The organism is Micromonospora marincola (genome assembly GCF_056150385.1).
In genome coordinates this window covers 174,203-194,453 of sequence record NZ_JAXCFT010000008.1, presented here as the reverse complement: position 1 = coordinate 194,453, position 20,251 = coordinate 174,203, and the positions used below count along the sequence as shown (strand labels likewise).

The window sequence follows — 20,251 nt, the reverse complement described above, 5'->3', positions numbered from 1 at the left end:
GGCTCACCACGGGACGGGCCCGTCGTCCTGGAGGAATGCGCCGGTCGGGCTGTCCGGCACGGTTGCCAGGTGTACGGCGATCGCGGCGCCCTGCTCAGCGGTACGCTCCAGCGACAGGCCCAGTGTGGCGGCGAAGTCCGTGGCACATGCGCCCGGCGCCACCGCGTTGACCGCGATCCCGTCGGCGGCCAGGGCCTTGGCGTACAGCACGGTGAGCATGTTCAGCGCCGCCTTCGACGTCGGGTAGGCGAGCGCGATCTGCGACGAGGCGAATGCGCGGCCCGGGTCGGACTGCCAGGCCATCGACCCGGTGCCGCTGGAGACATTGATGACGCGGGCGCCGACCGTCTTGCGCAGCAGCGGTAGGAACGCCTCGGTGAGCCGCACCACGCCGAACAGGTTCGTCTCGAACACCGCCCGCATGATCGCCAAGTCCACCTGGCCGGCGAGCTGACCCGCGGGACCGCCCGAGATGCCGGCGTTGTTGACGAGCACGTCGACCCGTCCGTACCACTGCTCCACGAGAGCGACAGCGTCGCGCACCGAGCCGTCATCGGTCACGTCGAGCGGCACCGCACGGCCGCCGAGACGTTGCGCGGTCTGCTCGCCGGAGGCGGCGTCGCGCGCCCCGACGACCACGGTCATGCCGCGCTCGCTGAGCCCTTGCGCGATCGCCGCGCCGATACCCCGGTTGGCCCCGGTCACCAGGGCGATCCTTGTTGTCGACATACCCCTATCCGACCAGCGCGGCGACACCGCCGTCCAAGACCGATCGGGTGGGTGCCCGATACCGTTGCGGTATGGACGACGTCGAGACCCGCGAGCTGCGGTACTTCGTGGCAGTCGCCGAGGAACTGCACTTCGGCCGGGCCGCGGCCCGCCTCGGCATCGCGCAGCCGCCGCTGTCACGCGCGATCCGGCGGCTGGAACACCGCATGGGTGTCGCGCTGCTGGAGCGCACGAGCCGCGGCAACCAACTCACCGCGGCGGGTGAGGTGCTGCTCGACGAGGCCCGCGTGGCGCTGGATGCGATATCGGCGGCGGTACACCGATCGCGTCGGGCCGGCGCTGCCCAGCGTTCACTGGTACTCGCGATGAAGCCCGGCGGCGACGGGGGCCTGCTGCCGCGGATCCTGACTGCGTACGAGTCGGAACCGGACGCGCTGCCGGTGCAGTTCGCGTTCTCGCTGGGCGAGCGGGCCGCGATGCTGCACAGCGGGCGAGCCGACGTGGGCCTGTTGCACCATCCGCAGAACGACCTACAGGGGTTGGCACGCGAGGCGCTCAGCGTGGAGCGGCGGGTAGTCGCCCTGGCCGAGGGGCATCGGCTTGTGGCCTGTGACAGCGTGTGCCTGGCGGACCTGGCCGGCGAGACGATGCCGCAGTGGCCGGAGGCAGTCGACGGCGGCCCCGGACCGGTGGTGCGCGACGTCGGCGAGCTGATGCAGCTCGTCGCGCTGGGTCGGGCGGTGGCAATGGTCGACGAGTCGGCGCTGGACCGGCCCCACCGCGGCGTGACGTACCGTGCGGTGCGAGACGCCCCACCAGCGACGCTCGTCGTGGCATGGCCGGAGAACAGCCGGTCACGACACGTCGCGGCCTTCGTGCGAGCCGCCCGCGCCGCCGCGGCCGACCACGCCCACGCCCACGCCTGACGGCGCGTCGATTCGACTCGCTCAGGCTCGGCGAGGCTCAGGCGTACACCGGAGCCGTACCCGCCGAGATCACCCGCCGGCTGCTGGCCGGCCACGGCCACGCCTGTGACCAGTTCGACCACGGCCGGCCGATTCGCGGCGGTCGCGGTAACCAGAACCGGTCGGCGTGCCGGCCCGCCGTCCGGTCTCCGGTGGGCCGGCGCACTCCGGTGTCAGCTCATCATCGCCCGGAGCCCTGACGTTCGACAGGTGGGCGTTCCTTGGCCCGGTGCGCCCCGGGTTTACACCCTGCGAAGGGACCCGAAGGGCTGCGGAGCACGGTCATGGTGGGACCGAGGTGGTCCCGGTGCCATTCGGACGGGCCGGTCAGACTGGCCTTTGGGCCGGTCTTGTCCTGCCAGGCCAGCCAGAGACCGTGGAAATAGGCGATGGCCTCGGTGTGCTCGTGCCAGCGCGGGCACCACGGCGCCCCGGACGTCACCTCCTCGCCGTACACCGGGATCAGAAGCCTCTCCACCCACATCGACAACCGACGCAGCTCTTCCACGTAGTCCGGGCCACTGTGGTAAAGAATGAAGAACGGCTTAGCCGTCGTCTCGGCAGCGGGCGCCTCCCGCCTCGGCTCTGCCCCGGCACCGTCATCCCCGGCCGGCTCGGACCGCTGATTCTCACCCGCCACGGATACCGCCCTCACATCCTGCGACAACAGCCGGACCGAACATCAGGATCCGGGCGCCGCGGCCCTGCCCTTGCCCTTGCCCTTGCGCCGGTCGCGAACCGCGACTTCTTCCTGCCCCCGCTCCCGGCCCTCCGCACCCCTGGATTCCAGGCCGGCGGCACCGTGATGCTGATTGGCCCGAGCCTCTTTCTCCATCTGGGCGCGCGCCCGCTTGTCGAACACGAAGGACGCGAAGGCCCCTGCCGCGCTGATACCCGCGGGGAGAGCCGCCCAACGCATCGCGTTCCGGTCGAACACCACCTGATTGGAGTCCCCAGCATCCGGTTGGTACGCGCGGTACACCTGAGCGGGGATGCCGGCGGTCGCCCCGTACGCGATGGCCTTCGAGAGGCCACTCAACGCCCTGTCCCAGTTCGGTTTCTCTCCTCTCTGCAACTTCATGAGTTCACCTGATCGCCTGCTGGGGGCTGACCTACCCGGGCAGACCCGGTGGCGGTTGCAGATCAGCGGTCGATCTCGGCGTACCTGGCGCAGCTCTCGGCGAACCAGTCGGCAATCAGCTCAAGCGCGGGATCCTCGTACGCGAGGGTCACGGCGACCCGCTCGAACGTGTCGAGGAACGCCCTGATGTCGCCGGGCGGCAGCAGGGCCGTGTCGGCGAACAGCGAGAGGTGGATCCGCTCGGCGGTGCCCCGGATCCCCATGAAGAGATCCTTGTTCTTCATGGGCACCCGCTCGGGCCAGGAGAAGGTGGTGGACCGGGTCGTCGCGGCCAGTTCGTCGAGGGTGGCGGGCGGTCTCGTGGGCCGGCCGGGCAGCGCCGACCAGATGTCGTTGAACTGGCATCCCCGTCGTGCCCCCGCCGAACTGATCATGTCCAGGGTGCTGCGCTGGCGGTGCCGGCCGTACCGTCTCGCCTCCGCCAGCACAGCCGAGCAGTGACGGACCAGAGCGGCGAAGGAATCCGCGGTCAGCTCGATCACGGTCAGGATCCCCTGGCTGAGGTTGCTGACCGTGCCGGCCAGCTCCGGTGTCGTGCGGTTGCCCTGCATGATGTCGATGGGGTAGTTGGGCCCCGGGCAGACGCACCGGATCAGCGCCGAGGTGATGGAAAGCAGGATCGTGGAGGGGGTCGTCCGGTGGCGGCGGGCCGCCGGGCCGATCGCGACGGCCACTGCGTCGGACTCCAGTTGCCCACGGAAGAACCGTGGCGTGACCGGAGTGGCCCGTGCCGGCAGCATCTCCGGGCGGGTTCGTTCGAGCTGGCGCCGGATGAACTGCGCAGCCTGGATGTTCAGTAGCTGTCCCTGCGGCCCGTTCTCCATCCGCGCGAGGTCCGCCGGCTGTGACACGGGCTGGGCGGGTGGCGGTGGCGCGCCGGCCGCGCGGGCTCCCAGCAGGGCGGTGAGTTCGGTGACCAGCAGTTCAGCGCTGGTGAAGTCGGCGGACAGATGCGACACGGCCAGCGTGAGCAGGATCGGGATGCCGTCCTGAAGGATCACCGAGAAGCGGACCGGAAGTTCCTTGTCATGGTCGAAGCCGAGTTCCGCGGCGCGCTCCAGGCAGTCGGTGACGATGCTGGCGTAGTCCTTCGGATCGTCGACCGAGCGGTCGACCAGCTCGACCGGGAGCGACCCCGAGCCGAGGACCTCCTGGATCGCGTCGCCCCTGGCGGTGGGGTGGTACATGGTGCGGAGCGCCTCGTGGCGCCGGATCAGCTCAGCCAGGCTCTCCAGCACGTCGCCGACGCTCAACAGCAGCGGCATGGGCAGCCACTTGATGAGCACGGCGTACGATCGGGTGTCCTCCCAGTCGCGGATCAGGTCCCAGATGACCTCCTGACCCCAGGCCAGCGGGGCCGTTCGGGAACGTCCACCATGGAACTCCAGGTCGGCCGAGCGGATAGTGATCATGGGGAGCTTGGCACCTCCACGACGGTGGACACATTGCCGGGTGCCGGGTTCGCCGGCGATCTGAGTACCTGTCGCAGGCAGAAGGTCGAGTACGACAGACCGACGGTCCAACTCGCGACCACGGCCCACATGATGGCGTGGATGCCGAACGGGCGGCTGAGTAGGTACGCGAACGGGATCTGAACCATGACGAAGGCGACGATGGTGCAGATCAGTGGTGCCGTGGTGCGGCGGGCACCGTTGAGGTAGCCGTGCAGGACCACCATCAGGGTGTAGAGCGGCAGGAAGGGAAAGATGATCGTCAGGTACTCGCCGGTGACCCGCCGGGTGGTCGGGTCGTCGGTGAACAGCGCGGCGATCGGGGCGCGTGCCAGCAGGACCACGGCGGAGAACACCAGCGTCAGCGCGAAGGTCAACCCCAGGGTCCGCAACAGGGCGTGCCTGGCCCGTTCGTGGTGGCCGGCGCCGAGGTTCTGCGCCGCGAACGTGGTGACCGCCCCGGAGAAGGACAGGAACAGGATGGCACTGAACGCCTCGACCCGTGCGACGACGGTGAAGGCCGCCATCACCACCTCGCCGTACGGCTCGATGATCCAGACCAGCACCATGATCCCGACGGCGAGGATGATGTGCTGCGTGGCCAGCGGCAGACCGAGCCGGGTGGCGTCGACGAGTTCGCCGCGTACGGCCTCGCGGGCGGGCCGGCCGGGTGGCAGGGGATAGATCCGGGCCGACGCGACGACTCCGATGACCGCGGCGGCGCTGCTGGCCACCGCCGTGGCCAACGCGGCACCGGCGATTCCGAAGCCCAGTCCACCGACGAAGAGCAGGGCCAGCCCGATGTTCAGCAGGTTCCCGGCGGCCTGCACCCACATCGCCGCCCGCGAGTTGCCGAGGCCGCGTAGGTAGGCGCTGACCGCGGCGGACCCGAAGATGCCTGGGAAACCGAGGGAGAGCACCTGGATGAAGCGGGCGCACTGCTCGGCCAACTCGCCCGTGATTCCCATCAGCGCAAGCACCGGCTCGGCCAGCACGGTGACCAGCAGCACGCAGCCCACGATCCAGACGACCGTGACCAGGGCCAGGGAAACCACGACGTCGCGCCGCTGCCGGTCCTGCCCGGCGCCGCGCAGGTGCGCCAGGCGGATGGTGAACGCGGTACCGAGCCCGATGAACATCGCGTTCAGCAGATAGAACAGCGGCCCGCTCGCCCCGACCGCGGCCAGCCCCTCGACGCCGACGTAGCGCCCGACGACGATGCCATCGACGAGGAGGTACACCTGCTGGAACAGACTGGCCGCGGTCAGCGGCAGGGCGAAGCCGACGATCTGCCGGAGCGGCGGCCCCTTTGTCATGTCGGTCATGACGTCCCCGATCCCGGTCGTCGCTCAGTTGCCGCTCGCGCCGAACTCCCGCAGTTCGTCGACGTGGTACGCGATCTCGGCGACGGTGCGGTCGGCGAGCAGGTCCGCGACGTCGTACGACACACCGTGGTAGACCGCGATGTTGTTGGCCACCGTGGTCGCCATGATGGAGTCGCCGCCCAGGTCGAAGAAGTCGGCCTCCACGTCGAGCCGGTCGTAGCCGAAGGCGAGTGACAGACACTGCGCGACCGACCGTTCGGTGTCGGAGTAGTCGCCACCGGCGCGGCCGTCGAGTTCGACAGGCACCGCCGCGACCGTCGACTGGATCCTGTCGGTGGCCTTCGCCAGCCGGGCCTCCAGCGCGTGCATGTGCCGTTCCACAGTCGCCTCGATGTCGGCGGAGAGCCCGACGTCGTAGGAACGCAGCAGGTGGATGAGTTCGCCACCGTAGTTGAGTTCGCCGGCGAAGAGCCGCGAGCGGCGGGAGCGCAGGCCGGCGTCGAGGACGGCCAGGCCCACCGCGGTCGGGATGGCCTTGAACATGGTGTCGCCGTTGGTGCCGAAGTCGACCGCCATGCCGATCTCCTTCCAGGCCACCCAGTCCAGCGCGATGACGTGGCACCGCCCGCCGGCCCGGGACCTGGCCAGGTTGTCCAGGTAGTAGTTGGCGGCGGCGTAGTCGGCCTGACCCGGGGCCGGAAAGACCGAGGCGACCGAGGAGAAGTACGCGACGAAGTCCGGCGGGTCGTCCCGGGTCGCCTCGTCGAGCACGAAGGCGGCGTGCAGTTTCGCTCGTACGACGGCGTCGAAGTCGTCGAGGTGGCGGAACATGACAGTGCTTCCGCCGGGGAGGCCGGCGGCGTGCACGATGCCGTCGATCCGGCCGTGTCGAAGGCGGATCTGGGCGACCGCCTCGGCCAGTGCCTTGCTGTCGCCCGCGTCGGCCGCCACCGCGCCCACCGTGGCGCCCAGTGCCTCCATCTCCTGCACCGCCCGGATCCGGTTCGCCTGCGGACCGTCCGAAGCGGGCCCGGTCAACTCGTCCCACCGGTCGCGGGGCGGCAGTCCGGATCGGCTGAGCAGGATCACCGTGATGTCGTGCTGGGCGACGGCGAAGTCGCGGGCGACGGCGAGGCCGAGCGCGCCGGTGCCGCCGGTGATCAGGTAGGTGCCACCCGGCTTGAGAGACGGCCGCGGCCCCTCGGCCCCGACGCTGAGGTCGATCTCGGGGACCTCGACGAAGACCTCGCGCAGCCGCTGCTCGCCCCGGAGGACCGACAGGCCGTGCTCGTCGGCGAGGATCTCCGCGCGTAGCGCGGCCGGGGACACGGCCAGGTCGACGTCGATGTGCCTGACCTTGACGTACGGGTACTCCCGCACGATCACCTTGCCGAAGCCGACAAGCGCGGCGTTCTCGGTGACCGCCGTCGTCTCGCCCTGGTGGGCGCTGACCGCGGTCCGGGTCAGCACCACCAGGTCGAGCTTCGCGCCGGCAGCCATCAGCGCCTTGGTCAGGTGGAAGAGGCCGTACAGGTTCTTGGTGGATCGACGTTCGACCTCCTCGATGTCGGTCGCCGCACGGTCCTCGAACGCCAGGGCGTAGACGAGGTGGGTGACGTCGTGTTCGTCGACGAGCCGCACGATGCGTTCGATCGACGCCACGCTGTCGGCCGCGAACACCTCTTCGCCGGGGCCGACCGGCTCACCGAGGCGGACGATCCGACTCGCCGCGGGCAGGGCGGCGGCCAGCAACCCGCCGGCCTCGGTCGCCGGGTCGACAAGCGCCAGTACGGTGCCCGCCGGGGTCGTCTCCGGTGCCGCTGCCGGCATGGGCCGGAGTTCGACGTCGTGCGTCACCGGATGGTGCTCGGTGGCGCGCTCCAGCGACAACGTCTGCCGCCAGTCGTCCGGGAAGCTCAGCCAGGCGGTGCTCTCGTCGAAGACGTAGCGGGGCAGCCGGACGACCCGACGCGCCTGGCCGGCGGCGAGTGCCCGCCAGTCGACCGGAGCGCCCCGCAGGTATTCCTCCGCCGCCTCGGCGAGCCGGCCGACGACGGGTTGCGGGATGTCGGCGAGGACCCCTTCCAGCGCTCGGCGGAGATCGTCGGGGCCGGTGACAAGCAGGGCGATCCGATAGCGGTGTGCCGAACGCGAGACCTGGGTGGTGTAGCAGACGTCGGCGATGTCGAGGTCGTCCAGCCCGCCGCCGTCGATGAACGCCAGATAGCTGCGGACCAGCCCGGTCAGTGAACGGGGCGTGGCCGCGCTCAGCGTGAACAGGTGTTCACCGGCGGGGGCGAGCGGGCGGGGCGCCGCGACGTACTCCTCGACCACGACGTGGGCGTTCGTGCCGCCCAGGCCGAACGCGCTCACCCCGCAGCGACGCGGGCCCGTCGGCGACTCCCACGGACGCAGTTCGGTGGGGACGAAGAGCGGTCCGGTGGCGAAGTCGAGTTTGGGGTTGGGCGTGACGAAGTTGGCCTGTGGCGGGAGCATCCGATGCCGCAGCACCGCCACCGCCTTGAGTAGGCCGATCACCCCGGAGCCCTCGAACAGATGGCCCACGTTCGCCTTGACCGTGCCCACCGCGCAGAAGTTCCGCTCCGCCGTGTGCTGGGCGAAGGCCAGCTTCATGCCCTCGTGCTCGATCGGGTCGCCCACCCGGGTGGCCGTGCCGTGGGCCTCGAAGTAGCCGAGCGTGCGCGGGTCGATGCCGGCGTTCTGCCACGCCGCGAGCAGCAGGTCGGCCTGCGCCTGGGAGTTGGGGCTGGTGATGCCGTCGGTGTGGCCGTCGTGGTTGACCGCGCTGCCCTTCAGGATCGCGTAGATCTGGTCACCGTCGGCGATGGCCTGCTCGGTCCGTTTGAGCACGACGGCGCCGGAGCCCTCACCGAAGCCGGTGCCGTCGGCGGCCTCGTCGAACGTCCGGGTGACACCGTCGGACGACTCGATGCCGATCGCCGAGTGGGGATGCTTGACCGGCGCGAAGACGATCCGGGCGCCGCCCACCACCGCCAGCTCGCAGTCCCCCGCCAGCAGGGCGTTCTTGGCCTGGTGCACCGCGACCAGGGTGGCCGAGCAGGCGGTGTCGACGACAATGCTCGGCCCCCGCAGGTCGAGCAGGTGGGAGAGGCGGTTGGCCAGCATGGCCGGGATGTTGCCGGTGATCGCCTGCTGGCTGGCCGAGGGCTCGATCCGGGAGAGGTAGTCCATGTAGGTCGCGCCCGGGTTGGTCGCGAAGCCGACGAAGACCCCGGTCCGGCTGCCACGGAGCCGGTCGGCGGAGTATCCGGCGTCCTCCAGGGCGAGGAACATGGCGCGCAGCACCATGCGGTGGTGCGGATCGGTGAGCGTGGCCTGCCGGGGGGTCATCCCGAACACGGCGTAGTCGAACGTGTCGACGGTGTCGAGGAAGCAGCCGTTGTGGAAGTCCAGGTCGTCATCCTCCACCGGCTCGACGGTGGTGGCCCGCAGATAGTGGATGTACTCGGCCAGGGTGTCCCGGCGGTGCGGCGGGAACGGCCGGGTGAGGCTGGCGCCCGTACTGATGACCCGCCAGAGGTCTTCCAGGCCGTCCACCCCGGGCAGTTCCACCGAGGTGCCGACGATCGCGATGCTCATGCTCCGTTGTCCCTTCAGTGGATCCGGCTCACCAGCGCGGTCAGGGTGCTTCCGTGGACCTCGTCGAACCGGGTCACTCCCGCCGCCCGCAACGTGGTGACCGCGCGCACCCACTGCACCGGCGTGGACACCTGGCGGGCCAGCAGTTCGGCGCCCTCGTCGGGGCGGAAGACCGCACCGGTCACGCTGGACACCACGGTGCCGTGGCCGTCGGCGAACGCGCAGGCTTGCAGCAGTTCGCGCAGTGCGGGCTCGACCGGCGCCATCAGGGGGCTGTGGAACGGCCCGCTGACGTTGAGCGGGACGACTCGGGCACCGGGCAGGGCGCCGATCGCCTTGGCCGCGACGGCGACCTCGACCCGATCGCCGGCTATCGCGGTCTGCGTGTCGGCGTTCAGGTTCGCCACGTGGACGCTGGACAGCCCGGTCTCCCGCAGGACGCGCTGGACGAAGGCGGCCGGCACCCCCTGCACCGCCGACATGGCTCCGCCGGTGACACCGGCCATCAGCTCCCCTCGGCGTCGTACCAGCCGCAGCGCGGTACCGAAATCGAGCACGCCGGCCGCGACCAGCGCGTTGTACTCGCCCAGACTGTGTCCGGCGAAGAACCGGTAGGCGTCCGGCTGCTCGTTGGCCCGCTGCATTCCCAGCAATGCGTTGACCACAAAAACGGCGGGCTGGGCGAATTGGGTGTCCCGCAGCCTTCTGTGCGGATCCCGGGTGCACAGCTCCTCGATGGAGTAACCCAGAATCCCGTCCGCCAGCGCGGTCGTCTCCGGAAACTGGGCGAAGAGATCAGCGCCCATTCCTTTGCGCTGCACGCCCTGGCCGGGAAAGAGCAGACACTGCATGCTGGCCTCCTGTCGCCTGGGCAGCGGAAAACTGTTGGATCGGCTCAAAAACCAGACGTTGCGCGCTGCCCCGCAGGCACTCCCTGGTAAACCGTCGTGCGGCCGGCCCCGGCCCGCAGTCCACGATGTGGTCGACGGCCGCGTCGTCGATTGCGTGTCGCGTCACGAGTTCCCATTCGATGGGGCGGAGAAGTACCTGGGTGAGGAACTCATCCACCAGATCCGACGACCCCTGGAGATTGCGTGGGCCGTCGGTGGCGTACACCGGCAGCCGCAGTCTGTCGCCGCCCGGCAGGTCGCCGATGAAGTGCAGGTCGCCGCCGACCCGCTCCGCCGCCGGCGCGAGGTGCGCGCTGTGGAACGGGATGGTGGTGGTCAGGAACGCCCAGCTCACGCCGGTCCGCTCGAACAGCGCCTCGTGGTCGACGTAGAGGTCGAGCAACTCCCCCGCCGGGCCGCTGAGCACGTAGGTGTCCGGCGAGTTGACCAGGCTCACCGAAAGTGACCCCCCGCCGGTGTTGAACGCCTCGACGATGCCTCGCAGGTCGTCCCGGGGCAGGCCGGCAAGGGAGGCCATCGGCCCAGGTGGGGCACCCCGGCGGGCCTTGGCCAGATAGCGGTCGACGGCGTCGGCGTCGGGCGTGGCGGCGGTGGTGAGCTGATGTCCCCGGACCAGGGTTAGCGCTAACAACCGCAGGCACACGGAGGCCACGTCCAGGAACTCGTCCATCCGCCGCAGCCGCATCCCGGCGATCATGGCGGCCAGCAGACCGATGCTGTGGCCCAGCGACCCGACGACGCCCTCCGCGCGGCGCCGAGCCGGTTGCAGGTGGCAGACCTGGAGGATGTGCACGCAGAGCCCGGCGGAAACCGAGTTGCGCAGGACCTCGTCGGAGGCGCCGGTCGCCGGACCCAGCCATTGCCGCAGCGGAAGATCCGCCGGCCCGCTCCGTGCCGGTGTCGGCGGGTCGAGATAGGCCGCCACCTGGTCGAGGGTTTCCCTCACAGCCTGGCAGTAAGCCGCATTCTCGGGAGTGGCGAAAAGGCTGCGGAGCGCCGGTAGGAGATTGTCGTTGGTGCCGCCAAGGCCATCGAAGAGCAGCAGCGTACGCACAGCCGACCTCCACTTTCGGGCCACTGAGTGATCGATATGGGGTCGGGGTGACCTGCGGCTGAATAAAGCCTGCCCGCATGGCTTGTGGCTTTTCGTATCGGGGACACTAGCAAATGATATGCCTCAATGTAAACAAGCTCGTTGGCGGGCAGTGGCGGATCGTCGATCCGCCGGTTGGGACGGATCCTGCGCTTCGTCACGGGCGGTGACGGAGCCCGCCGCTAACTTCACACGAATGTCAATTGTGGTTAACAGAAATGACATGGCCAATGCGAGGTCAGCCGACTTTCCGGTCCAATAGCGCGTCGGGCCGGAGGCTTGTTTCCGGACTTGGCTGCCCGGTGACCCATTGCGCGGCGAGCGCACCGGCAGTCGGCCGGCGAGCTTCCGATGGGCCCGCCGGCCGCCGCACCCCCATACGCTTACGTGGGAGCGTCGCCGTTCAGTCGTCGCTGGGTGTGCTCACCACGGCAGGCTGCGCTTGGCAGCAGCCCTGGCACGATCGACACTTCGACCCGGTCACCCGGGGGAGCTTTCACGCGGCGCAGATGATCTGGGCCTGCGCCGAGTAGAAGTTGGGCATCGACTGAGTCACCCAGGACGCCCCGTTGGCGCACTGGATGAACGGCTCCGGATAACCTGCGGCATAGGCCAGGTTACGGGCCTGGTTCTGGGCGTTGATCAATGCGATCTGCGGGATCGAGCTGATGCCGTAGCCGGTGAAGACCTGCACCCCCGGCGGGGCAGCCGAAGCCGGAGAGGCGGCGGTGAGGCTCGATGCCAGCATCGCCGTGGCGAGCGCCGCAGCGGCGGTGAGTCGTCGGACTGTGGACATAAGCTAGCTCCTCGGATAGGTGGTGGTCGGTTGCCAAAGGGTCCCCGGCAGTCCCGGAACATGGCTGGGGGTCGAACGATCTCAGGCGGCATCGGCCGGGACGCTGAACTGTTCGTACGGCTGGGGCTCGGCCCGGGGCGTGCCGCTTCGCCTCAGGCGGTCGAGCTGGTGGCGAACGACAGCACGGCGCGCGGTTGAGGTGCGCGCCGGCCGGCCATCCCATTGCTGCGCCGGCACCACCGCCCATGGGGACCCGGCCCTGCCACAGATCTCGAATGACCAGGTTCGTCCGACGTCGCCTGCGTGACGACCTGGGGTTGAGGCAGGTCGATGGAAAGAGCACGCGGGTGACCCGTACGCCGGCGGACGGCTCTACTGCCAGGGGCCGCTGCGGCAGATGAACTGGGTGGTGCCGCTGTACTGGGTCGTGCTGCCGTCGAAGTAGCTGTAGCTGGCCCGCACGGGGTGACCGAGGTTGCTGGCCGGGCAGGCGGCGAAGAGGGTCGACCCGGCGGTCGTGAAGGTGCCGACGCTGCCGGAGTACCAGGTGACGCTCCAGGTCGTCGTGCCGGTGCTGCTGCCGTCGCAGTAGAACTGCGAGGCGCCGGACTCGCAGAAGGGCGCTGCGGCGGCGGCGAGGGCCGGGGTGGCACCGGCGGCGGCGAGGCCCAGAGCGGCAAGCGCGGACGCGGCAAGGACCTTGACGGTGGTACGCATGGAACTCCCCCAACGTAGCCAAGCGATGACTCAATGCAACGCCAGCGTAACCATCACATAGACGTACCTGGATTGGCCGTTCGGTCGATCAATCACCCCGGCGCGGCCAGCGGTCGCGGTGCACCGCCTCGGCGATGTCCCAGGCCGCCGCCACCCGTGCCGTTCCAGGTCAGGCACGACCTCCGGGCGCGTGACCGGCCGACGCAGAACCGGGCCACCGGCCGGCACGCCCAGCAGTTCGGCAAGGAACGCCTTCCGACAGAAGGAGACCCAACCCACGCCAAGCCCTTCGGCGACGATGACGTGCCACCCGAGCCCGGCCGCGCTGAGGGTCGTACGTGACGACGATCGACAGCGTCGACTCCACAACCCCGGCGAAAAAAATCAGCGTCGAGGCTAAGCCGTGGCAGCTCCGAGCTTCGTGCGGCTGGACGTGCACGTGGCGGACTGCGGTTATCATCACCTCACGGTATTAGAAATTTCGGTGGGGAATGGTTGCCTACGACGAGGATCGACATGTCACCGGTCAGCCTCGGCTGAAGGCAGCATTGGCCGGAAAGATTCGCCAAGAGGTGTCGGGCTACGACATGTCCTGGCAGTGGGGGCCAGGGGCCCGGATCGCGAGTGACTATTGCCTTGGCTTCAGCTGTCCACACAGCGAGCAGCTCCAGGATGAGCCTCGCAAGCTCCAATCCGAGGATGCGGATCAGTTCGACGACGGGGCAGTTGCCCTCGCGGCGCATCTCGCCGGATGCGACGAGGTCGTCTCTCGGGGTTTCCTGCGGCGGATGCTCCTCGCCTATGGCGCGCTGCTGCGCGAACCTGTGGACTGCGGACCCGCCGAGGCGTGGATCGCATTTGATCGTCGCCGTCCCTCCGACCTCGCTGCGAACCCACCGCTTTCCGCGCCCAGCCACGACATCGTCGTGGAGGTCGCGAAGTTCCTGGGCGCCGCCGCGGCCGGCGGGGTGGTCGGCAACCGGATCGACGCGGGTGTCGTGGCCACCGCGAGGCGGATGTTTCGGCTGGTAACAGAGCGATGGCGCCGCCGCGCTCCGTCGGCTGACGCACCGCTCACTGTCGAGGAGGCTGTCGAAGCGGCGAGAGCTGCCGTCATCGCGGCCGGCTACCACCCATCGCGGACGCTCTCCGCGGAGCGCGCCACCAAGGGCTCGTGGGTTGTGTACCTTCACACACGCGAGAAGGACACATCGGTCCGACTGCGGGTTTGGGTGCCCCCGGGCCCACCCGACTGCGCAACGATCCTCATCGTGCCGCTGCACCTGTAGGCCAGCCGTCGCGCCGATCGGCGCGTGGTGCCGCTACGCGCCCCTGTCCGCCCGCCGCAACGTGCCTGGTGCTTTGAACCTGTCGGCGATGGAGGGCACCGGCGCCGAGGAAATGCTGACCGACGAATTCTCATGACCAGCGTCGTCAACGGTTGGATCACCGACGAGCAACCCCACCCGACGAAGATACGGCTGGCGGACGCCGGCTTCCACGCCCCGCTCGACCTGGTCGACGGCGCGGCCCGGGTCTACGACCCGATCGTCCGCCCGCGGTAACCGGGCGAGATGTCATGAGCGCTGAACGGCTTCCCAGCGAGATGCCCCCCATGCGCCGTCCGATCTTGCCTCATCTTTGGCGAGATCGGACGGAAGCGAGTTCATACCGCTGCCACCCGCTGCTGGTTGTCATCAACCTTCGCAGCGTCTGTCGCCCTTCGTCACCACCGAAAGTGAGACAGGGCCGATGTTGTTTCTACACCGGTGGAGCGGGCGGCCGGGTTCGGTCCGGAGGCATCCGGAGCAGGGCGCCCGCCGAGAGGGCGAGCAGCGCGCCGACCGCCCAGAACACGCCGGCCGCGCCGGCGGAGAAGGCTCCCACCGCGACCGGCAGCGCGGTCTGGGCGAGGCGGTTCGCGGTCAGCCGCAGGCCCATCGCGGCGCCCCGGGTGCCGGGGCGGGCGGCGTCGGCCACCCAGGACATTGCCAGCGGTTGCGCCACGCCCAGCCCGATCCCGAGGAGCAGCATGATAACGGCGGCGCCGGGGAGCTGGACCAGCGGCAGCACCAGCAGGCCGAGCCCGGCGACGGCGATCGAGGCCACCATGGTCAGCCGGCGGCCGGCGCGGGCCACCACCCGGTCGACGACCAGCCGGGCGAGCAGGGTGACCGCGGCCCGCAGCGCGAGCAGCCCGCCCACCGCCGCGACCGGGACACCGCGTTCGTCGGCCCAGGCCGGCAGGAAGACCGAGAGCAGGTCGAGCGCCGCCAGCACCACGCCGCCGGCGACCAGAGTCGCGGCCATCCCGGGTACGCCGACCATGCCGGCCGCCACCCGCCAGGACGACCGGGGGGCCGGGGCGCGGGACCGGGGCGCGGCCCGCAGCAATGGTCTCAGGCAAAGCGCCGAGGCGGCGCAGATCGCCGTGCCGACGGCCAACCCGACGGCCGCCGGTGACGGGCCGACGCCCGGGACGCTCGCCGCCCCGGCAGCCAGCAGCGGGCCGACCGCCTGCCCGACCGCCCCGGCCGCGGTGAGCAGGCCGAAACCACGGTCGAGGTTCGCGGTGCCGCTCACCGCGACGGTGGCCTGCTGGCCGACAACGCTGACGAGTTGGCCGAGACCGAGCAGCGCGCTGGCCACCAGCAGCACCGGCAGGCTGCCGGCCAGCATGGCGAGCACTCCCGCCCCGGTGAACAGCACGACGCCGACCACCATCAGCCGGGCCGGGCCGAACCGGTCGGCCTGCCGGCCCACCGGGTACGCGAGCAGCAACGGCAGTACCGAGAAGCTGGCCGCGAGCAGCCCGATGCCGGTGTTGCCGGCCTGCAACTCGATGGCCCGGTACCCGGTCATCGGGCGGACGGCCGCGTACCCGCCCAGCACCAGGCCGGCCTGGACGAGCAGCGGCCACCCGACGGCCCGGCGGGTCACCCCTTGTAGCTGACGACCCGGCCCCAGAGGCCCTTGGTGCCCCAGATCCCGGAGCGGAGGCATTCGAGCTGGTAGACCTGGCTGTGGTCGATGAAGACGTTGACCTCGGGGCCGTAGTTCTTCACGTACCACTCGAAGACCGGCGGGTCGGCGGCCTCGAACATCACCGACTCCAGGCCGAACTCGGCGATGAACAGCGCCGGCACGTCGGTGCGCCAGGCGCGGACCTGCTCGGTGATCCCCTCGGACTCCAGCATGACCAGGTTCGCGCCGGCGTCGAACGCGCGGCGGGCGCGTTGCACCGCGTAGCTCGGGTCGCCGGTGCCCTCGGCGGCGAGTTCCTCCACCGACGAGGTGCCGCCGGCCCCGAACTGGATGCCGACCTCGGCCTTCACCTTGAGTCCGGCTTTGCGTCCGCGTTCGATCAGCCGCAGGTAGTCGGAGGCGGCGATGGCCAGCATGCCGACGGAGATCTCCACGATGTCGAACTCGTACCGGGCGATGGCCTGGAAGTACTGTTCCACCGCGTCGGGGCCCCGGGTCAGCACGAACTCGATGAGCCCGCCGGTGGAGACCTCGACGTTGTGGTCGTGGCAGACGTCGATGAACTTCTTCAGGGTCGCCTCAGACATCAGCGGCATCGACGCGCCGGGGAACTTGAACGAGTCCACGTGCGGGCCGACGGACTCCAGCAGGTCACGCAGGTGGTCAGGACCGAACGAGGTGTAGTAGGGACCGCGGATCTCGGTAAGCCCGACGGTGCGCGGCTTGTCCGGCCGCTCGTTGAGGCGCAGGAACGGGAAGGACCGCTCGGGGGTGGTGCTCATCAGGATGGATCTCCTCGTCAGCTCGACTCGAACTCGATGTCTTCGACCTGGTGGCGGTGTCCGGCGGTGAGCCGGTCCACCTCGGTCCACACGTCGTCGGGCAGCTCCAGCTCCAGCGCGTCGGTGACCGCGTCGAGCTGGTCGACCCGGCTCACCCCGACGATCGGCGCGGTCACGTCCGGGTGGCGCAGCCCCCAGGCGGTGGCCAGCACGGCGAGCGTGCTCCCGGCCCGCGCGGCCACCGTCGACAGGGCGTCGACGGTGGCGAACGTGGCGTCGGTCCAGTACCGCTCGGTGTAGCGGCGGCCGGCCGCGCCCACCGCGAACCGGCTGCCCGCCGGTGGTGGCCGGTTGCGGTCGTACCGGCCGGTCAGAACGCCGCCGGCGAGCAGGTTGAACGCGAGCACGGCGACCCGCTGCTCCCGGCACAGCCGGAACGCCTCGATCTCCGCGCCGCGTCGCACCAGGCTGTACCGCAGTTGCGCGGTGCGCAGTCGGGGCAGCCCGGCCAGCTCGCCGAGGGTGAGCGCCCGGGCGAGCTGGTACGCCAGGAAGTTGCAGCAGCCCACGTACCGGACCTTGCCGGCGCGGACCAGCGTGTCCAGCGCGGCCAGGGTCTCCTCGATCGGCGTCGATCGGTCGTACCGGTGCAGTTGCAGCAGGTCGATGTGGTCGGTGCCGAGTCGGGCCAGCGACCCGTCGACGGCGGCCAGCAGGTGTTTGCGGGACAGGCCGAGCTGCCAGGGGGCGGGCCCGGTCCGGTTGTAGACCTTGGTGGCGAGGAAGACCTGGTCGCGCCGGCCGGGCAGCCACCGGCCGAGCAGCTCCTCGGTGCCGCCGACGGCGTCCGCGCCGCTGCCCAGCGGGTAGCTGGTCGCGGTGTCCAGCCAGGACATGCCCCGCTCCAGCGCCCGGTCCAGGATGTCCCGGGAGGTCGCCTCGTCGCACTGCGCGCCGAAGGTGGCGGTGCCCAGGACGACCCGGGGCGCCCGTACCCCGGTGTCGCCGAGCAGGACGGTGGCTGGTCCGGTCATCCCCGGTCCCGGCTGTGCCGGGCGGCGGTCCGGCCGGCCCGGCGGCCGAAGACCGCGCCGGACATCAGCCCGCTGCCGCCGGGGTAGTTGTCGTAGAAGAGGCCGCCGACCACCTCGCCGGCCGCGTGCAGGCCGGGGATCGGCTGGTCGGCCTGGTTGAGCACCCGGGCGTCCTCGTCGACGCGGACTCCACCGTAGGTGAAGGTGATCGCGCAGCCGACCGGGAACGCGACGTACGGGGGCCGGTCGATCGGTTGGGCCCAGTTGCTCTTGGGTGGTTCGAGGCCGCTGGTGGCCAGCCCGTCCAGCACGGTCGGGTCGAACGGTCGGTCGACGACCGACGCGTTGTACCCGCTGATCGTCCGCTCCAGCCGGTCCGGGTTCAGGTCGAGCTTCTCGGCCAGCTCGCGGATCGAGTCGGCGACGACCTGGCTGGCCCCGTCGTGGCCGTAGTCGGTGCGAAGCAGGCCGACGCCGCGCTGGTCGAAGATCTGGTGCGCGAGGCCGCCGGTCTGCCGCAGGATCGCCGACCCGATCTTGGCGTACGTGTAGTTGCGGAAGTCCGCCCCCTCGTCGACGAACCGGTCGCCCTCCACGTTGACGGTGATCCCGAACGGGTACGAGTGTCGTTGCAGCTTGTTGGTGAGCACCCGGTTGCCGTACGGGCCGGCGTTGATGTCCCAGGCCACCGCGTGCGCGCCGGACCAGTTGCCGTACGCCTGCGCGCCGATGCCGAGCGCGCTCATCAGGCCCTCGCCGGTGTTGTGCCGGCTGCCGCGCACCTTGGCGGTGTCCCAGCCGGGGCCGAGGTGCACCGCCCGCAGCCGGGCGTCGGCCTCGAAGCCGCCGGAGGCGAGCACCACCGCGCGGGCCCGGATCTGCCGTTCGCCCTGTGGGGTGCGGCACACCACGCCCTCCACGGCCCCGGTCGGGCCGACCAGGAAGCCGGTCATCTGGTGTTCGGCGCGCACGTCGATGCCGGTGGCCTTGGCGGCGGCGAGGTGCTGCTCGATGAGCCCGATGCCGCCGCCGACGGTGGCGATGGTGCCACCGCCCCAGAACTTCTTCCGGCCGTTGACCTCGAAGACCTGGTTGTCGGACTGGAGCTTGAACTTGACCCCGTGCCCGTGCAGCCACCGGAGGGTGGGGAAGGAATCCTCGACGAGGATCCGCATCAGGGTCGGGTCGGTCCGGCCCCGGGTGAGCCGGAGCATGTCGGCGGCGAAGCTCTCCACCGGGTACGGGTCCAGGTCGTACCGGTCGGCCTCGCGCTCGTCGAGCTCGCTGAGGATCGGGCGCAGGTCGTCGAGGCCGTGGTAGGTGGCCCGGAAGGATCCGAGCGTGAAGTAGGAGTTTCCGCCGAGTTCCGCCGTGGTCGCCTTCTCCAGCATGCCGACCCGGGAAACCTGCTCCCGGGCGGCGTGCGCGGCCGAGAAGGCGGCGTTGCCGGCCCCGACGACGAGGACGTCGTAGTCGTAGTCGCTCATGGTTCTCCCTGGTTCGTGGGGCGGGGTTCACGGCTGGAGGATGCGGACGTCGGCCGCGTCGACGGTGACCTCGACGGTGGCGCCCTCCGGCAGCTCGGTGCGGATGTTGCTCCAGACCCGCAGCACGTGCTCACCGCAGGTCACGGTGTACTCGGTGTGCGGGCCGAGGAACAGCGCCGCCTTGAGCGTCCCGGTGAAGGTGGCCGCGCCGTCGTTCTCGGTGGAAGCGCCTGTGGCGGGGGCGATGTGGGCCCGTTCGGGACGGAACAGCGCGATCGCCTGGTCGCCGGCGCGGAGCTGGTCGGAGGCCAGCCGGCCGCGTACCGGGCCGAGGGCGGTGCGGACGGCGGCCAGCCCGGCGCCGTCCGGCCCGGTGACGGGGCCCGGCAGCTCGTTGCTGGTGCCGACAAAGTTGGCCACGTACCGGGACGTCGCGTCGTGGTAGATGTCGCGGGGGCCGCCGAGCTGGGCGAACCGTCCCTCCCCCATCACCGCGATGCGGTGCGCCAGCCCCATCGCCTCGTGCTGGTCGTGGGTGACGTAGACGGCCGCGAAGCCCAGCTCCCGTTGCATGGAGACGAGTTCGGCGCGCAGCTGCTCCCGGACCTTGGCGTCGACGTTGGACAGCGGCTCGTCGAAGAGAATGAGGTCGTTGCCGGCCACCAGAGCCCGGGCCAGCGCCACCCGCTGCTGCTGGCCGCCGCTCATCTGGCCGGGGTACTGCCGGCCCAACTCGCCGATGTGCACCTGGTCGAGGCTGGCCTGGACCCGGGCGGCGATCTCCGGGCGGGGCAGTTTCCGCGCCCGGTTCTCCAGCGGATACGCGACGTTCTGCGCCACCGTCATGTGCGGCCACAGCGCGTACGACTGGAAGATCATGCTGATCCGCCGTTTCTCAGGCGGGACGACCAGACGTCGGCTGTGGTCGTACACCGGTTGGCCGTCGATCTCGACGGTGCCGGCGTCCGGCGTCTCCAGTCCGGCGATCATGCGCAGCAGGGTGGTCTTGCCGCAGCCGCTCGGGCCGAGCAGGACCAGGAACTCGCCGCGCGCCACATCGAACGAGACGCCGTCGACGGCTTTCGTCTCGGCGCCGTCGGCGCGGCGGAACCGCTTGGACAGGTCCCGGACCCGCACGATGGGGCCCGCCGGTGGCGTAACCGTGCTGGCGGTGGTGCTCTCGACCTGGGCGGGTGCGACCATGCCCCTGTCAC

17 protein-coding genes and 2 pseudogenes are annotated in these 20,251 nt (G+C 70.4%); 3 read left to right on the top strand and 16 right to left on the bottom strand.

Annotated elements, in window-relative coordinates:
• Positions 1–3: 3 nt before the first annotated feature.
• On the bottom strand, positions 4–705 hold the full coding sequence (locus tag SM450_RS19265; protein ID WP_474621123.1) for an SDR family NAD(P)-dependent oxidoreductase: 702 nt from the start codon (positions 703–705) through the stop codon (positions 4–6).
• Between the two features lie 95 nt (positions 706–800).
• Between SM450_RS19265 and SM450_RS19260 the strand changes: the two genes are divergently transcribed.
• A complete protein-coding gene (locus SM450_RS19260) occupies positions 801–1,655 on the top strand; it encodes a LysR family transcriptional regulator (RefSeq protein ID WP_474621122.1) in 855 nt (284 codons plus the stop codon).
• A 220-nt stretch (positions 1,656–1,875) separates the two neighbouring features.
• Here SM450_RS19260 and SM450_RS19255 read toward each other — a convergent pair whose 3' ends face one another.
• From SM450_RS19255 to SM450_RS19210, 10 genes and pseudogenes are all read right to left on the bottom strand, one after another.
• Positions 1,876–2,334, bottom strand: coding sequence for a DUF4913 domain-containing protein (locus tag SM450_RS19255; RefSeq protein WP_474621121.1), 459 nt, complete (start codon positions 2,332–2,334; stop codon positions 1,876–1,878).
• Between the two features lie 42 nt (positions 2,335–2,376).
• Entirely contained in the window at positions 2,377–2,775 is a 399-nt protein-coding gene (locus SM450_RS19250; protein ID WP_474621120.1) for a hypothetical protein, read from the bottom strand.
• Positions 2,776–2,837: 62 nt separating this feature from the next.
• On the bottom strand, positions 2,838–4,247 hold the full coding sequence (locus SM450_RS19245; RefSeq protein WP_474621119.1) for a condensation domain-containing protein: 1,410 nt from the start codon (positions 4,245–4,247) through the stop codon (positions 2,838–2,840).
• A complete protein-coding gene (locus SM450_RS19240) occupies positions 4,244–5,611 on the bottom strand; it encodes an MATE family efflux transporter (RefSeq protein WP_474621118.1) in 1,368 nt (455 codons plus the stop codon). Before SM450_RS19240 ends, SM450_RS19245 begins: the two co-directional genes overlap by 4 nt.
• Positions 5,612–5,635: 24 nt before the next feature.
• The gene (locus SM450_RS19235) at positions 5,636–9,232 is read right to left on the bottom strand and encodes an SDR family NAD(P)-dependent oxidoreductase (RefSeq protein ID WP_474621117.1); all 3,597 of its coding nucleotides are present in this window, start codon (positions 9,230–9,232) and stop codon (positions 5,636–5,638) included.
• 14 nt (positions 9,233–9,246) lie between these two features.
• A complete protein-coding gene (locus SM450_RS19230; protein ID WP_474621116.1) occupies positions 9,247–10,083 on the bottom strand; it encodes an ACP S-malonyltransferase in 837 nt (278 codons plus the stop codon).
• Positions 10,028–11,197 carry a hypothetical protein gene (locus SM450_RS19225; RefSeq protein ID WP_474621115.1) on the bottom strand — a complete coding sequence of 390 codons (1,170 nt, stop codon included), beginning with the start codon at positions 11,195–11,197 and terminating at the stop codon, positions 10,028–10,030. Before SM450_RS19225 ends, SM450_RS19230 begins: the two co-directional genes overlap by 56 nt.
• Before the next feature lie 535 nt (positions 11,198–11,732).
• Positions 11,733–12,032, bottom strand: a complete 300-nt coding sequence (locus SM450_RS19220) for a hypothetical protein (protein WP_474621114.1) — start codon at positions 12,030–12,032, stop codon at positions 11,733–11,735.
• 372 nt (positions 12,033–12,404) lie between these two features.
• Positions 12,405–12,749: a hypothetical protein gene (locus tag SM450_RS19215; RefSeq protein ID WP_474621113.1), complete on the bottom strand. Its 345-nt coding sequence runs from the start codon at positions 12,747–12,749 to the stop codon at positions 12,405–12,407.
• Between the two features lie 88 nt (positions 12,750–12,837).
• Positions 12,838–13,043 (bottom strand): annotated as a pseudogene (locus tag SM450_RS19210) (5,6-dimethylbenzimidazole synthase); the annotation flags it as partial.
• Between the two features lie 197 nt (positions 13,044–13,240).
• On the opposite strand from SM450_RS19210, the gene SM450_RS19205 reads away from it, so the two are divergent.
• Together SM450_RS19205 and SM450_RS19200 are read left to right on the top strand one after the other, a co-directional pair.
• Positions 13,241–14,038 carry a hypothetical protein gene (locus SM450_RS19205; protein ID WP_474621112.1) on the top strand — a complete coding sequence of 266 codons (798 nt, stop codon included), beginning with the start codon at positions 13,241–13,243 and terminating at the stop codon, positions 14,036–14,038.
• A 103-nt stretch (positions 14,039–14,141) separates the two neighbouring features.
• Positions 14,142–14,314 (top strand): annotated as a pseudogene (locus SM450_RS19200) (short-chain dehydrogenase); the annotation flags it as partial.
• Positions 14,315–14,510: 196 nt separating this feature from the next.
• Here the strand turns inward: SM450_RS19200 and SM450_RS19195 are convergent.
• Genes SM450_RS19195 through SM450_RS19175 form a run of 5 tightly spaced genes read right to left on the bottom strand, consistent with a single transcriptional unit; the run spans position 14,511 to position 20,240 of the window.
• Positions 14,511–15,689 (bottom strand): MFS transporter, encoded by a 1,179-nt coding sequence (locus tag SM450_RS19195; RefSeq protein ID WP_474621111.1) that lies wholly within the window; start codon positions 15,687–15,689, stop codon positions 14,511–14,513.
• Positions 15,686–16,516 carry a phosphosulfolactate synthase gene (locus SM450_RS19190; RefSeq protein WP_281587839.1) on the bottom strand — a complete coding sequence of 277 codons (831 nt, stop codon included), beginning with the start codon at positions 16,514–16,516 and terminating at the stop codon, positions 15,686–15,688. The genes SM450_RS19195 and SM450_RS19190 overlap by 4 nt, the downstream gene beginning before the upstream one ends.
• Positions 16,517–16,533: 17 nt before the next feature.
• The gene (locus tag SM450_RS19185; protein WP_281587838.1) at positions 16,534–17,550 is read right to left on the bottom strand and encodes an aldo/keto reductase; all 1,017 of its coding nucleotides are present in this window, start codon (positions 17,548–17,550) and stop codon (positions 16,534–16,536) included.
• Positions 17,547–19,037 (bottom strand): FAD-dependent tricarballylate dehydrogenase TcuA, encoded by a 1,491-nt coding sequence (gene tcuA / locus SM450_RS19180; RefSeq protein WP_474621110.1) that lies wholly within the window; start codon positions 19,035–19,037, stop codon positions 17,547–17,549. The genes SM450_RS19185 and tcuA overlap by 4 nt, the downstream gene beginning before the upstream one ends.
• Before the next feature lie 27 nt (positions 19,038–19,064).
• Complete coding sequence (locus tag SM450_RS19175; RefSeq protein WP_474621109.1) at positions 19,065–20,240, bottom strand: ABC transporter ATP-binding protein; 1,176 nt, start codon at positions 20,238–20,240, stop codon at positions 19,065–19,067.
• Positions 20,241–20,251: the final 11 nt, after the last annotated feature.